13 protein-coding genes and 1 pseudogene are annotated in these 13779 nt (G+C 61.1%); 6 read left to right on the forward strand and 8 right to left on the reverse strand.

Annotated features, from left to right (window positions below):
* Positions 1-171 precede the first annotated feature (171 nt).
* The 6 genes from choX to mdoH all read left to right on the forward strand — a co-directional run bounded on the left by choX (position 172) and on the right by mdoH (position 8396).
* Positions 172-1128, forward strand: a complete 957-nt coding sequence (gene choX / locus AC1DU9_RS00975; RefSeq protein ID WP_223457806.1) for a choline ABC transporter substrate-binding protein — start codon at positions 172-174, stop codon at positions 1126-1128.
* Between the two features lie 153 nt (positions 1129-1281).
* A complete protein-coding gene (locus AC1DU9_RS00980; protein WP_223457805.1) occupies positions 1282-2187 on the forward strand; it encodes an alpha/beta hydrolase in 906 nt (301 codons plus the stop codon).
* A gap of 104 nt (positions 2188-2291) precedes the next feature.
* Positions 2292-3263, forward strand: a complete 972-nt coding sequence (pip, locus tag AC1DU9_RS00985; RefSeq protein WP_223457804.1) for a prolyl aminopeptidase — start codon at positions 2292-2294, stop codon at positions 3261-3263.
* The gene (gene dtd, locus AC1DU9_RS00990; RefSeq protein ID WP_223457803.1) at positions 3260-3697 is read left to right on the forward strand and encodes a D-aminoacyl-tRNA deacylase; all 438 of its coding nucleotides are present in this window, start codon (positions 3260-3262) and stop codon (positions 3695-3697) included. The genes pip and dtd overlap by 4 nt, the downstream gene beginning before the upstream one ends.
* A 321-nt stretch (positions 3698-4018) precedes the next feature.
* Positions 4019-5833 carry a glucan biosynthesis protein G gene (locus AC1DU9_RS00995; RefSeq protein WP_317851110.1) on the forward strand — a complete coding sequence of 605 codons (1815 nt, stop codon included), beginning with the start codon at positions 4019-4021 and terminating at the stop codon, positions 5831-5833.
* Positions 5826-8396 carry a glucans biosynthesis glucosyltransferase MdoH gene (gene mdoH / locus AC1DU9_RS01000; RefSeq protein WP_223457799.1) on the forward strand — a complete coding sequence of 857 codons (2571 nt, stop codon included), beginning with the start codon at positions 5826-5828 and terminating at the stop codon, positions 8394-8396. The genes AC1DU9_RS00995 and mdoH overlap by 8 nt, the downstream gene beginning before the upstream one ends.
* Before the next feature lie 191 nt (positions 8397-8587).
* On the opposite strand, the gene AC1DU9_RS01005 is transcribed toward mdoH, so the two are convergent.
* From AC1DU9_RS01005 to hisI, 8 genes and pseudogenes are all read right to left on the reverse strand, one after another.
* Positions 8588-9460 (reverse strand): methyl-accepting chemotaxis protein, encoded by an 873-nt coding sequence (locus AC1DU9_RS01005; RefSeq protein WP_458237075.1) that lies wholly within the window; start codon positions 9458-9460, stop codon positions 8588-8590.
* Positions 9443-10504, reverse strand: a pseudogene (locus AC1DU9_RS01010) (methyl-accepting chemotaxis protein); the annotation flags it as partial. The gene AC1DU9_RS01005 and the pseudogene AC1DU9_RS01010, both read right to left, overlap by 18 nt.
* 223 nt (positions 10505-10727) lie before the next feature.
* On the reverse strand, positions 10728-11435 hold the full coding sequence (locus AC1DU9_RS01015; RefSeq protein WP_223457795.1) for a 16S rRNA (uracil(1498)-N(3))-methyltransferase: 708 nt from the start codon (positions 11433-11435) through the stop codon (positions 10728-10730).
* Positions 11432-12226, reverse strand: a complete 795-nt coding sequence (tatC, locus tag AC1DU9_RS01020) for a twin-arginine translocase subunit TatC (protein ID WP_223457793.1) — start codon at positions 12224-12226, stop codon at positions 11432-11434. Before tatC ends, AC1DU9_RS01015 begins: the two co-directional genes overlap by 4 nt.
* Entirely contained in the window at positions 12223-12663 is a 441-nt protein-coding gene (gene tatB / locus AC1DU9_RS01025) for a Sec-independent protein translocase protein TatB (RefSeq protein WP_223457790.1), read from the reverse strand. Before tatB ends, tatC begins: the two co-directional genes overlap by 4 nt.
* A gap of 10 nt (positions 12664-12673) precedes the next feature.
* Positions 12674-12946, reverse strand: a complete 273-nt coding sequence (locus AC1DU9_RS01030) for a twin-arginine translocase TatA/TatE family subunit (RefSeq protein ID WP_108216223.1) — start codon at positions 12944-12946, stop codon at positions 12674-12676.
* Positions 12947-12971: 25 nt separating this feature from the next.
* Positions 12972-13304 (reverse strand): phosphoribosyl-ATP diphosphatase, encoded by a 333-nt coding sequence (locus AC1DU9_RS01035; protein ID WP_008047820.1) that lies wholly within the window; start codon positions 13302-13304, stop codon positions 12972-12974.
* Positions 13297-13698, reverse strand: a complete 402-nt coding sequence (gene hisI, locus AC1DU9_RS01040; protein WP_150796910.1) for a phosphoribosyl-AMP cyclohydrolase — start codon at positions 13696-13698, stop codon at positions 13297-13299. The genes AC1DU9_RS01035 and hisI overlap by 8 nt, the downstream gene beginning before the upstream one ends.
* Positions 13699-13779: the final 81 nt, after the last annotated feature.

Here is a 13779-nt window from a genome sequence, read left to right on the forward strand (position 1 = left end):
TCGCTCCCACAGGTTTTCATATGCCTCAATATCTGCTCATGACAGTCGCCACCGTGCAAAACACGGTCGCCACAGTTCGCTTCTACCGCTCGTCTGCTGCGTAATGTTCTGGCCACGGTGCACAAAGACACCGCCCCGACAATAATCCGCTGCCGCACGAGAATGCTCTCTATGACAAGCCCCAAAGGTCTGTTCACCCGCTGTCTCTCAATCTTCTGCGGCACCGCTCTGTTGAGCGCCGGCGCCATGGCCGCGGACGACGCTTCCTGCAAAACCGTGCGCATGGGCGTGGTCAACTGGACCGACGTGATCGCCACCAGTGGCATGGCCGATGTGCTGCTCAACGGTCTTGGCTATGAAAGCAAGCAAACCAGCGCCGTGCAGCAAATCATCTTCGCCGGCATCCGCGACAACCGCCTGGACATCTTCCTTGGTTACTGGAAACCGGCGATGGATAAAAACATCGCACCGTTCGTAGCTGCCAATCAGGTCAAGGTCATGGACAACCCGAGCCTGGCCGATGCCCAGGCCACCCTCGCGGTCCCGGACTATGTGGCGGCGGCCGGGCTGAAAACCTTCGCCGACATCGCCAGATTCAAGGATCAGCTAGGTGGCAAGATCTACGGCATCGAGCCGGGCAGCGGCGCCAACACCACGATCAAGACCATGATCGAGACCAATCACTTCGGCCTGAAGGATTTCAAACTGATCGAGTCCGGTGAGGCCGGGATGCTGGCGGCCGTGCAGCGGGCGGTGAATCGCAAGGAATTCGTGGTGTTCGTCGGCTGGACCCCGCACCCGATGAACATCAACATGAAAATCAACTACCTGACCGGCAGCGAAGATGTCTATGGGCCGAATGAAGGTGCCGCGACCGTTTCCACCGTAACCGCGCCGGATTACGCCCAGCGTTGCCCGAACGTCAATCGCCTGCTGGAAAACCTCACGTTCAGCGCCGCCCAGGAAAGCCAGTTGATGGTGCCGATCATGGAGCGCCAGACAGCTCAGGATGTCGCGAAAAAATGGCTGCGTGACCATCCCGAAGACTTGCAGCGCTGGCTGGCGGGTGTCAGCAGCTTCGATGGCAAGGATAGCGTGGCGACGGTTCAGGCCAGCCTGAAGAACTGACCCCTGTCTGCTCTGTGCAAGACCTGTGGGAGCGAGCTTGCTCGCGATGGCGGCGTATCAGTTGACATCAATTTTGAATGTCCTACCGCTATCGCGAGCAAGCTCGCTCCCACAGGTGGTCACCACACATCTCCCTGAACGGGCACCAGGCTAATGACTCCTTACCCGCTTTCCGAGCAAATGACGGCATTCGTCGAGAAAACCGTCAGTTTCAACAGCACCGACAGCAGCATCGCCGGATTGCGCCAGGCTTACAGCGAGATGTGCCGGGCGTTTACCCCGGCGCGCCCTGCCGGGTTGTCTGTGGTTGATTTCGAGTTGGCCGGTGTTGCGGTTCGTTCCTATCAACCACCGGCCAGCGGTGCGTCGTGCATCGTTTACCTGCATGGCGGTGGCTGGGTGGTGGGGGGCCTGGACTCCCACGATTTCATCTGCGCCGAATTGGCATCGACACTGGGTGTACGGGTGATCGCCGTCGATTACCGCCTGGCGCCGGAGCATCCGTTTCCCGCCGGGTTCGATGATTGCCTGAAGGTCTGGCGAGCACTGCTCACCAGGCCGTTTCAACTCGACCCTGCGCGCATGCTGGTGGCCGGCGACAGTGCCGGTGGCAACCTCGCGGCGGCGTTGTGCCTGGCGCTGCGCGATACCGGCGAGCCGCTGCCGTGCGCGCAGATTCTGATCTATCCGGGATTGGGCGGCGATTACCGGCTGCCATCGCGCAGTGAGTGCATCGACGCGCCGTTACTCAGCAGCAGTGACGTCGATTGCTATCACGCGCTCTACCTGCAAGGCACCCGTCATCCGAACGCCTACGCCATGCCATTGCTCGCCACGGATTTCAGCGGTCTGCCAACGGCATGGATCGCGGTGGCGCAATTCGACCCGTTGCGCGATGACGGCGTGCTGTATGCCGAGCGACTGAAGGCTGCGGGCGTGGCTGCCACGCTATATGTCGGCGAGGGTTTGGTTCATGGCTGTTTGCGGGCTCGCGGGCAGGTGGCCGAGGTCGATACGCTGTACGAAACCTTGTTCGGATATCTGGCGGCGAAACTCTGACTTCGCACGGGCATGCTCATTGACGTAATTCGGGTTTATGATGCCGGACGGCAGAATAATAGAAGTCCCCCCAGGGATGACCTTGACCCCTTACGGAGTGCGCAATGCAGACTTTGTACCCGCAGATCAAACCCCACGCCCGGCACGATCTGGCCGTCGACGAGACTCACACGCTGTATGTCGACGAAAGCGGTTCACCGGAAGGTTTGCCCGTGGTGTTCATCCATGGTGGTCCCGGTGCCGGATGTGATGCCCAGAGTCGTTGCTTCTTCGATCCCAATCTCTATCGCATTGTCACGTTCGATCAGCGCGGTTGCGGTCGCTCCACGCCCCACGCCAGCCTGGAAAACAACACCACCTGGGATCTGGTCGCCGACCTCGAGCGGATTCGCCAGCACCTGGGAATCGACAAATGGGTGCTGTTTGGCGGCTCATGGGGTTCGACCCTGGCGCTGGCCTACGCACAAACCCATCCTGAACGTGTACACGGTCTGATCCTGCGCGGGATCTTTCTCTGCCGTCCGCAGGAAATCGAATGGTTCTACCAGTCCGGCGCCAGCCGCCTGTTCCCCGATTACTGGCAGGACTACATCGCGCCGATCCCGCTGGACGAGCGCAATGACTTGCTTACCGCGTTCCACAAGCGTCTGGTCGGCAACGACCAGATTGCCCAGATGCACGCGGCCAAGGCCTGGTCCACCTGGGAGGGCCGCACCGCGACCCTGCGTCCTAACCCGCTGGTGGTCGATCGTTTCTCCGAGCCGCAGCGTGCATTGTCGATTGCCCGCATCGAATGCCACTACTTCAGCAACCACGCCTTCCTGGAGCCGAACCAGTTGATCCGCAACATGGACAAGATCGCCCATTTGCCCGGCGTGATCATCCATGGTCGCTATGACGTGATCTGCCCGCTGGATAACGCCTGGGAATTGCATCAAGCCTGGCCGAACAGCGAACTGCAGGTCATCCGCGATGCCGGTCATGCCGCTTCCGAACCGGGCATCACCGACGCGCTGGTGCGCGCCGCCAATCTGATGGCCCGGCGACTGCTTGACCTGCCGCCTGAAGAAGCATGAAGGGCCTGTTGCAACGGGTGCGCGGCGCGCGGGTCGAGGTCGCGGGCGAAGTCGTAGGTGCCGTCGATCAGGGATTGCTGGTCCTGGTAGCCGTCGAGCCCGACGACACGCGGGCCAGCGCCGACAAACTTCTCAATAAGCTGCTTAACTATCGGGTGTTCAGTGACGCTGAGGGCAAGATGAATCTATCCTTGGCGGATGTGGGCGGCGGGCTGCTGCTGGTCTCTCAGTTCACTCTGGCTGCCGATACTAAAAACGGGCTGCGTCCGAGTTTTTCGACTGCGGCCCCTCCGGCGCTGGGCGAGGAGCTATTCGACTATTTATTAAACAAAGCGAAACAGGTGCATGGCACTGTGGCATCAGGTAGATTCGGCGCGGATATGCAGGTGCACCTGGTCAATGATGGCCCGGTAACCTTCCTGTTACAGACCTGAAAGCGTTTGAAACAAGTTTTTACGCTCAATTCGACTGAAAGCAGGGCTTTTTCGCGATAAATACTTTGTTACCCCTGATGCGTTGTAACGCGGCCTACTAGATAATCGCGCGCTACGGGGATCAGCGTTCGTTGGTCCATTTTGACTTAGGTAGAGACTTGTCCGGATCCGATTGGGGAATCATTTCGCCCCAGCGGAGTCGGAACAATGCTCGCCAACTTGGCAAGAGTGGTTTGCAAGGGCGGTTTTTTCATACCGTACACCGTGCAGACCCTTTAACTGGCCGTTGGTTTTTTGATCTGTTTTCGGCGAGGGTTGCTCGTGATTGTTAGTCCCTGTAACGCACCAAAATTGTCTGCCAAACGGTTACGCAGCGCCCTGGTAGCGGGCTCTGCATTGCTCTGCCTGCTCAGCGCCGGCCAGCTTTGGGCATTTAGTCTGGATGATGTATCGGCCAAGGCAAAAGAGCTGGCCGGGCAGAAATACGAAGCGCCGCGCAGTAACCTGCCGAACGAGTTCCGCGACATGAAATTCGCGGACTATCAGAAAATTCGCTTTTTGACGGAAAAAGCCGAATGGGCTGATCAGAAGACGCCGTTCAAGCTGTCCTTCTATCACCAGGGCATGCATTTCGATACGCCGGTGAAAATCAACGAAATCACTGCGAACACCGTCGAAGAGATCAAATACGACCCGAGTCGTTTCGATTTCGGCGACATGCAGTTCGATCCCAAGGCCACTGAACAACTGGGTTATGCCGGTTTCCGTGTGCTGTACCCGATCAACAAGGCCGACAAGCAAGACGAAATCATGACCATGCTCGGCGCGAGCTACTTCCGCGTCGTCGGCAAGGGTCACGTCTATGGCTTGTCCGCTCGCGGCATGGCGCTTGATACCGCGTTGCCGTCCGGCGAAGAATTCCCGCGCTTTCGCGAGTTCTGGATTCAGCAGCCCAAGCCAGGCGACAAGCACCTGGTGATCTTCGCCCTGCTGGATTCGCCACGTGCCACCGGCGCCTATCGCCTTATTTTGCGTCCGGGCAGCGATACCATCGTCGACGTCAAGGCGCAGATGTTCCTGCGTGACAAGGTCGGCAAGCTGGGTATCGCCCCGTTGACCAGCATGTACCTGTTCGGCGCCAACCAGCCGTCGAAAGTACTGAACTACCGTCGCGAGCTGCACGACTCCAGCGGTCTGGCGATCCATGCCGGCAACGGCGAGTGGATCTGGCGTCCGCTGAACAACCCGAAACACCTGGCCGTGAGCAACTTCAGCGTGGAAAACCCGCGCGGATTCGGTCTGCTGCAACGTGGCCGTGACTTCAGCCACTACGAAGACCTCGACGATCGCTACGACAAGCGCCCAAGCGCCTGGATCGAGCCGAAGGGTGACTGGGGCAAGGGCACGGTCGACCTGGTCGAGATTCCGACCGCCGACGAAACCAACGACAACATCGTTGCCTTCTGGAACCCGGAAAAATTGCCGGAACCTGGCCAGCCGCTCGATGTCGCTTATCGTATGCACTGGACCATGGACGAAGAGACGATTCACGCGCCGGACAGCGCCTGGGTCAAACAGACCCTGCGTTCCACCGGTGACGTCAAACAGTCCAACCTGATTCGTCAGCCGGACGGCAGCGTTGCCTATCTGGTGGACTTCGAAGGCCCGTCTCTGGCGGCATTGCCGGCAGATGCGGAAGTTCGCAGCCAGGTCAGCATCGGCGACAACGCCGAACTGGTGGAAAACAGCGTGCGCTACAACCCTGAAACCAAGGGCTGGCGCCTGACCCTGCGGATGAAGATCAAGGATCCGGGCAAGGCCACTGAAATGCGTGCTGCACTGGTGCAGAATATTGTGCCGGCGGACCTGGCCAAGACTTCGATCCCGTCGTCGAACTCGTCGGTTGCCAAGGCCGACAAGGTTGCCGCCAAGCAACAAGAGAAAGCGGACAAGGAAGCCAAGCAAGCGGAGGCCAAGCAGTCTGAAGCGAAGCCTGCTGCAGAGGCCAAGGACAAGGCCAATAAAGACGCCAAGCAGCCTGCCGCTGCCGACGCGGCCCCAGCCACACCGGAATCGGCCCCGACTGAAGAAGTCCTGACCGAAACCTGGAGCTATCAGTTGCCTGCCGATGAGTAACTCTCAAGTACGGCCAGAAACTCTCTCCGAGTATCTGGCGCATCTGCCGATGACCGACGAGCAGCGCGCGGAACTCGCGGGCTGCCAGTCTTTCAGCGAATTGCACGAACGCCTGTCGTCATCGACGTTCGATGCCCCGACCGAAGCCGCCCAGGCTTCGGTCGGCAAACGCCTGACCCTGAGCACCGCCGAGGAGCTGCAGGACGCGGAAATGCTGGCGCTCGACGCCAACGGCCGGGTCTGCCTCAAGGCGACCCCGCCGATCCGGCGGACCAAGGTCGTGCCGGAGCCGTGGCGCACCAACATTCTGGTGCGTGGCTGGCGCCGGATGACCGGTCGAACCAACCCGCCGAAGCCGCCGAAGGACGAACGGGTGTTGCCTGCCGCGCGCTGGCGCACCGTGGGTTCGATCCGTCGCTACATTCTGTTGCTGCTGATGCTCGGCCAGACCATCGTTGCCGGCTGGTACATGAAAGGCATCATGCCGTACCAGGGCTGGTCGTTCGTCGACCTCAACGAAGTGCTGCACCAACCGCTGCTGCAAACCGCCACGCAAGTGCTGCCGTATGCGTTGCAGACCAGCATCCTGATCCTGTTCGGGATTCTGTTCTGCTGGGTATCGGCCGGTTTCTGGACCGCACTGATGGGCTTCCTCGAATTGCTGACCGGCCACGATAAATACCGTATCTCCGGTAAAAGTGCCGGCAACGAGCCGATTCCCAAGGATGCGCGCACCGCCCTGGTGATGCCGATCTGCAACGAAGACGTGCCACGGGTATTCGCCGGTTTGCGCGCGACTTTCGAGTCGGTCGCGGCCACGGGTGACCTGGACCGCTTCGACTTCTTCGTCCTCAGCGACAGTAACGACGCCGATATCTGTGTCGCCGAGCAACAGGCCTGGCTGGATGTCTGCCGTGAAGCCGGGGGCTTCGGCAAGATCTTCTATCGCCGCCGTCGTCGTCGCGTAAAACGTAAAAGCGGCAACCTCGATGACTTCTGCCGTCGTTGGGGCGGTGACTACAAGTACATGGTCGTACTCGACGCCGACTCGGTGATGAGCGGCGAGTGCCTGACCAGTCTGGTGCGCCTGATGGAAGCCACGCCGGACGCCGGGATTATCCAGACCGCGCCACGTGCGTCAGGCATGGATACCCTGTATGCGCGCATGCAGCAGTTCGCCACTCGTGTGTACGGCCCGCTGTTCACCGCCGGTCTGCACTTCTGGCAGTTGGGCGAGTCGCACTACTGGGGCCACAACGCGATCATCCGCATGAAGCCGTTCATCGACCACTGCGCCCTGGCGCCGTTGCCCGGTACAGGCGCGTTCTCCGGCTCGATCCTGTCCCACGACTTCGTTGAGGCCGCGCTGATGCGCCGTGCCGGTTGGGGTGTGTGGATTGCCTACGACTTGCCGGGCAGCTACGAAGAACTGCCGCCAAACCTGTTGGACGAACTCAAGCGAGACCGTCGCTGGTGCCACGGCAACCTGATGAACTTCCGCCTGTTCCTGGTCAAGGGCATGCACCCGGTGCACCGTGCGGTGTTCCTGACCGGTGTGATGTCTTACCTGTCGGCGCCGTTGTGGTTCTTCTTCCTGGTGCTGTCGACCGCGCTGCTGGCGGTCAACACGCTGATGGAGCCGCAGTACTTCCTCGAACCGCGTCAGCTTTATCCGCTGTGGCCACAATGGCACCCGGACAAAGCGATTGCGCTGTTCTCGACCACTATCGTGCTGCTGTTCCTGCCGAAGCTGTTGAGCATCATCCTGATCTGGGCCAAGGGCGCGAAAGAGTTTGGCGGCAAATTCAAGGTGACCCTGTCGATGCTGCTGGAGATGCTGTTCTCCATGCTGCTGGCGCCGGTGCGGATGATCTTCCACACCCGCTTCGTCCTCGCCGCGTTCCTCGGCTGGGCCGCGACCTGGAACTCGCCGCAACGTGACGACGACTCCACGCCGTGGAGCGAAGCGGTCAAGCGCCACGGCCCGCAAACCCTTCTGGGCTTCTTCTGGGCCATGCTGGTGATCTGGCTGAACCCGAGCTTCCTGTGGTGGCTGGTGCCGATTGTCGGTTCTTTGATGCTGTCGATCCCGGTGTCGGTGATTTCCAGCCGCGTCGGTTTGGGCCTCAAGTCCCGCGACGAGAGCCTGTTCCTGATCCCTGAGGAATACAATCCGCCGCAGGCCTTGCTGGCCACCGACCAGTACACCCACGAAAACCGCTGGCATGCGCTGAACGACGGCTTCGTCCGTTCGGTGGTCGATCCACAGCAGAACGCCCTGGCGTGCTCGCTGGCGACTTCCCGTCACCGTCAGGCCGAGCCGATCGAATGGCTGCGGATCGAGCGGGTGCGGCACGCGATGAAGGTTGGACCTGAAGGTCTGACCAACAACGAACGTGTGCAGCTGTTGAGCGACCCGGTGGCTTTGGCCCGCCTGCATGAGCAGGTCTGGAGCGAAGGGCACCCAGAGTGGCTGGACGCCTGGCGCAAGTCGGTCAAGGCCGATCCCCATGCGCCGTTGCTGCCGCTCAAGCCGATGAGCGAACAGCCTCAGTTGGCATAATAAAAAAACCCGCGAAAGCGGGTTTTTTTTTGACGGCGATGACCAGTGTGAGACAGCGGGCGCAGGCGTTCTTGCGTCAGGCTCCCTAATTGCGGCGACCTGTAGGCCGCCATCGCGGGCAAGCCCGCTCCCACAAGGTTGTGTACAACGCAATTCCCTGTAGGAGCGGGCTTGCCCGCGACGGCATCACCTCAAATCTTGAATCTGCCCACCAGCATCTGCAAATGTGTACCCAGTCGCGCCAGTTCAACACTGGAGGCTGCGGTCTCCTCACTGGCTGCCGACGTCTGATCCGACACATCCCGTACGTTCAGCACGCTGCGGTTGATCTCTTCGGCCACGGCGCTCTGCTGCTCGGCGGCAGCGGCGATCTGCTGGTTCATCGCCTGAATCGCCGAGACGGTGCGGGTGATGCTTTCCAGTGAGCCGCCGGCGCGGCGGGTCAGTTCGACGCTGCTGTCGGTCAGGTTGCGGCTGTTGTCCATGATGGTCGCCACTTGCTGCGTGCCGCTTTGCAGGCCGACGATCAGCTCTTCGATCTCTTCGGTGGACTTCTGGGTGCGCTGGGCCAGGCTGCGGACTTCGTCTGCCACCACGGCAAAACCACGCCCGGCTTCACCGGCGCGGGCGGCTTCAATCGCCGCGTTGAGCGCCAGCAGGTTGGTTTGCTGGGCCACGGATTTGATCACGTCGAGCACGCTGCCGATCTTGTCGCTTTCGCGCTTGAGATGACCCATGGCTTCGGTGGAGTTGCCGACTTCGACGGCCAGGCGCTCGATCTGGGCGATGGCTTCGCCGACCACTTTGTCGCCTTCGCGGGCCTGCTGGTCAGCAGCGACTGCTGCTTCGGATGCTTCTTCAGCGTTGCGCGCGACTTCCTGAACGGTGGCGGTCATTTCGTTCATGGCAGTGGCGACCTGATCGGTCTCGACTTTCTGGCTGTTGACCCCGGCGCTGGTCTGCTCGGTGACGGCGGACAGCTCTTCGGCGGCGCTGGCGATTTGCGTGACGCCATCGCTGATGCCGCCGATCAGTTCGCGCAGACCCTGGGTCATGCTCTGCATGGCACGCTGCAACTGGCCGAGTTCGTCGCGGCGCTGCGACGTCAGGTTGTGGGTCAGGTCACCACTGGCGACGCGTTCGGCGACAGCCAGGGTCTGATTCAACGGAATGATGATCTGTCGGGTGATCGCCCAGGCGGCCAGCAGCCCGAAAGCAATGGCCAGCACAGTGGCGAGGGTCAGCATGTTCTTGGCGTGGGCGGCATCGGTGTCGCGCACGACGGTTTGCGAGACGGTGAGTTTCTGGCTCATGTCCAGCAGGATCTCGCCTTGGGCGGACATGCGTACCAGGGCCTTGGCACTGGCCACCTGGGAGTCGCGGAACTGGCTGACCGCGGCGCGGTAGGCCTTCAGCGAATCAGTCGCCTGTTTCAGGTTGGCGATGTGTTCTTCAGGCAGTTTGGCCGGCAGGCTCTCGAGGTTCTTCAGGGCGTTGTCGATCGCGTCGAGGGCTGGCTGTTCGGCCTCGCTCTTGCCGCTGTAGGTGTAGCCGCGCACCTGGAAACGCGCCTGCTGGATCAGTTTGCTCAGGTCGATCACGCTGTTGAACGCCGCCACGCTGTCGCCTTGCAGCACGGATTTTTCCACTTCGGCGACGCGGGCCACGGCGTTGTCGGCGGTGGCGCCGAGTTTGCTGCGGGCGTCTTCACGCTGGGCGCCGGCCTGGGTCATGTCGCTGAAGGCACGGCGGTATTCGGCGACAGCGGCCAGTTGTTGATCGACCATGGCCGTATCAGCCGGTTGCTCGATCAGGCCGCGAGCGGTCTGCAGGCCGCTTTCGAGTTTGCCCAACAGATCGTTGACGGCGCCGGGACCTTGTTCGCCGCGACGCATCTCGTAATCCAGGCGAGCGATGCGCAGGTCCTTGGTCAGGTCGTTGAGACTGGCGATGAACCCCAGTTTATCGCCACGGCTGGTAACGCCGCTCAGGCCGCTCCAGCCGGTGAAGGTGATCAGCAGGGTCAGTAACAGCACCAGGCCGAAGCCGATCCCCAGCTTGCGTTTGACGCTGACGTTTCCCAGATTCTCGGCTAGCCATTGGTACATGCTGGAACTCCCCGGACCACATTTTGGTTTTATGGGGGGTGTATCGGCAGGGGCGCGAGGTTCTGTAGGCGCTGCCCGATGTATGGGCAAGTGAGTTTCCGGGGCAGATGATGAATTTGTGGGAGCGAGCTTGCTCGCGATGACGGTGTGTCTGCCACTGCAATGGCGGCTGGTAAATCGCCATCGCGAGCAAGCTCGCTCCCACAGGGGGATTGTGTCTGGTTTAGAAGAGTCGGGCCAGCAGCGCGGTCACGGCGGTTTCGACGCGCAGGATGCGCTCGCCCAGTTGCACCGGTTGCAGGCCGGATTTGCCCAGCAGGTCGATCTCGTAGGGAATCCAGCCACCCTCGGGGCCGATGGCCAGGGTCACCGGTTCGCTGAGTGCGCGAGGGCAGGGCGGGTAATTGCCCGGATGCCCCACCAGGCCGAGGGTGCCTTCGGTGATCGCCGGTAAACGGTCTTCGACGAAGGGTTTGAAGCGCTTCTCGATGACGACTTCCGGCAGCACGCTGTCCCGTGCCTGTTCGAGGCCGAGGATCAACTGCTCGCGAATCGCCTCGGGCTCCAGGAACGGCGTCTGCCAGAAGCTCTTCTCGACGCGATAGCTGTTGACCAGCACGATCCGTGGCACACCCATGGCCGCCACGGTCTGAAACACCCTGCGCAGCATCTTGGGCCGTGGCAGAGCCAATACCAGGGTCAATGGCAGCTTGGCCGGTGGCGGCTGGTCGAGGGTGACGCGCAATTCCGCCTCGTCGGCGTCCAGGCGCAGCACTTCTGCCGAGCCCATCAGCCCGCCGATCCGCCCGACGCGCATGCTGTCGCCCACTTCACAGCGGTGGACTTCCTGCATGTGCGTCAACCGGCGATCACGCAGGATCACCCGGTCGGCCGCAATGAAGTCGGCCTCGATGAGCAGCAGCAGGTTCACGGTTGAGTCGCTGGCGGCTGGTCGTTGTTGTCGTCAGCCGGCTGGTCGTCCGGGTGCTCGCCACGCTTGCTGATCAGGCTGCCAAACAGGATGCCGATCTCGAACAACAGCCACATCGGCACGGCCAGCAAGGTCTGCGAGAAGATGTCCGGCGGCGTCAGGATCATGCCGACCACGAAGCAGCCGATGATCACGTACGGGCGGATTTTCTTCAGGTATTTGACGTCGACCACACCGATCCACACCAGCAGCACCACGGCTACCGGGATTTCGAACGCCACGCCAAAGGCAAAGAACAGCGTCATGACGAAATCGAGGTAGCTGGTGATGTCGGTCATCATTTCCACGCCGGCCGGAGTGGCGGAGGCGAAGAACTTGAAGATCAGCGGGAACACCAGGAAATAGGCGAAGGCCATGCCGGCGTAGAACAAAAAGATGCTGGAGACCAGCAAGGGCACGGCAATGCGTTTTTCATGCTTGTACAGGCCGGGGGCGATGAAACCCCAGATCTGATGCAGGATCACCGGAATCGCCAGGAACAGCGAGACCATCATCGTCAGTTTCAGTGGCGTGAGGAACGGCGACGACACGTCGGTGGCAATCATCGTCGCGCCGGCTGGCAAGTACTGGCGCAGCGGTGTGGAGACGAAGGTGTAGATCTGCTGGGTGAAAGCAAACAGGCCGGCGAAGATGATGAAAATCGCCGCTACGCAGCGCAGCAGTCGGGTACGCAACTCGGTGAGGTGCGAAACCAGCGGCATGTGCTGGTCGTTTTCGGGAAGGTCGCTCATGGGGCTCGCGGCGGCAGTGTTGGGTCATGAGGGGCCGGCGCAACGGGCGCAGCCGCAGGTGTAACGGGTTCAACCGGAGTGGCTGCAACAACGGGTGCAGGTTCTGCCGTTGCAGCAGGTGCTGCGACGCTAGCGGCGGGAGCCTGAATCGTTTGCTCTCCCACATGCTCCACCGGCGTCGGCTCCTGCTGGGTCGGCGTGAAGATTTTCCGCGCCTCCTGCTCAAGCGACAGGATGTGCTCGTTGTGCAGTTGCCGACGAATCTCGTCGGCACCGATTTCACGTTCAACTTCCTGTTTGATCGCGTTGAAGCTGCGCTTCAGGCGCCCGACCCACAGGCCAGCGGTGCGCGCAGCGCCCGGCAAGCGCTCGGGGCCCAGCACCAGCAGGGCGACGAGGCCGACGAGCAGCAGTTCAGAGAAGCTGATACCAAACATTAGTCAGTGCTCACACGTCTTTGCGGATCGGCTCTTCGACTTTCTGTGCCTGCACGTCGATGGTGTGCGGCTGGTTCACCGAGGCCTGTGGCTGTACCGGTGGCACTGGTTGGGCCGGGTTCGCATTCGGGTCAGCCGGTTTTTCGTCGTCGTTCATGGCTTTCTTGAAACCCTTGATCGATTCGCCGACGTCGGTGCCGAGGTTTTTCAGTTTCTTGGTGCCGAACACCAGTACCACGACAACCAGGATGACGATCCAGTGTTTCCAGTCAAAAATGCCCATGCTGCTGCTCCTCTCTAATAGTTATTCAGGCGGACGGGCGCGAGGCTTTCTCGGCGTGTCCGGAGAGACCGAAGCGACGGTCCAGTTCATCGAGTACAGCCTGTGGATGCTGCCCCAATTGGGCGAGCATGACCATGCTGTGGAACCACAAATCGGCGGTTTCGTAGATCACATCGCTGCAGTCGCCGCTGATGGCGGCATCCTTGGCGGCAATGATGGTTTCGACCGACTCTTCGCCGACTTTTTCCAGAATTTTGTTCAAGCCCTTGTGATACAGGCTGGCGACATACGAGCTGTCGGCGGCGGCGCCTTTGCGCTCTTCCAGTACTTCGGCCAGACGGGTCAGTGTGTCACTCATGTGTATGCCCTGCGGAGTAGATTGCGTGCGGATCTTTGAGCACCGGGTCGACCGTTGTCCAGTCTCCGTTTTCAAAGACGCGGTAGAAGCAGCTCTGGCGGCCGGTATGGCAGGCAATGTCGCCGATCTGCTCGACCATCAGGATGATGACGTCGGCGTCGCAGTCCAGGCGCATCTCGTGCAGGGTTTGCACATGGCCGGACTCTTCGCCCTTGCGCCACAGCTTGCCACGGGAGCGCGACCAGTAAATGGCGCGGTTCTCGGCAGCGGTCAGCTCCAGTGCTTCGCGGTTCATCCAGGCCATCATCAGGACGCGCCCGGTCTTGTGATCCTGGGCAATCGCCGGCACCAGGCCGTCCGCGTCCCACTTGATCTCGTCCAGCCAATTCTTCATCTACGACTCCGATACGGGCCCGCACTTCAGTAATCGGGGGCCTACGTTCAATGCAGCGTCCAAACAGTGTGCCAGCGTGTT

This window comes from Pseudomonas sp. P4_C1 (genome assembly GCF_056402155.1).

Coding starts and splice junctions, on each gene's coding strand:
- choX (WP_223457806.1), top strand. CDS start 172: ATGACAAGCCCCAAAGGTCTGTTCACCCGCTGTCTCTCAATCTTCTGC.
- AC1DU9_RS00980 (WP_223457805.1), top strand. CDS start 1,282: ATGACTCCTTACCCGCTTTCCGAGCAAATGACGGCATTCGTCGAGAAA.
- pip (WP_223457804.1), top strand. CDS start 2,292: ATGCAGACTTTGTACCCGCAGATCAAACCCCACGCCCGGCACGATCTG.
- dtd (WP_223457803.1), top strand. CDS start 3,260: ATGAAGGGCCTGTTGCAACGGGTGCGCGGCGCGCGGGTCGAGGTCGCG.
- mdoH (WP_223457799.1), top strand. CDS start 5,826: ATGAGTAACTCTCAAGTACGGCCAGAAACTCTCTCCGAGTATCTGGCG.
- AC1DU9_RS01005 (WP_458237075.1), bottom strand. CDS start 9,460: ATGCAGAGCATGACCCAGGGTCTGCGCGAACTGATCGGCGGCATCAGC.
- tatC (WP_223457793.1), bottom strand. CDS start 12,226: ATGAGCGACCTTCCCGAAAACGACCAGCACATGCCGCTGGTTTCGCAC.
- tatB (WP_223457790.1), bottom strand. CDS start 12,663: ATGTTTGGTATCAGCTTCTCTGAACTGCTGCTCGTCGGCCTCGTCGCC.
- AC1DU9_RS01030 (WP_108216223.1), bottom strand. CDS start 12,946: ATGGGCATTTTTGACTGGAAACACTGGATCGTCATCCTGGTTGTCGTG.
- AC1DU9_RS01035 (WP_008047820.1), bottom strand. CDS start 13,304: ATGAGTGACACACTGACCCGTCTGGCCGAAGTACTGGAAGAGCGCAAA.
- hisI (WP_150796910.1), bottom strand. CDS start 13,698: ATGAAGAATTGGCTGGACGAGATCAAGTGGGACGCGGACGGCCTGGTG.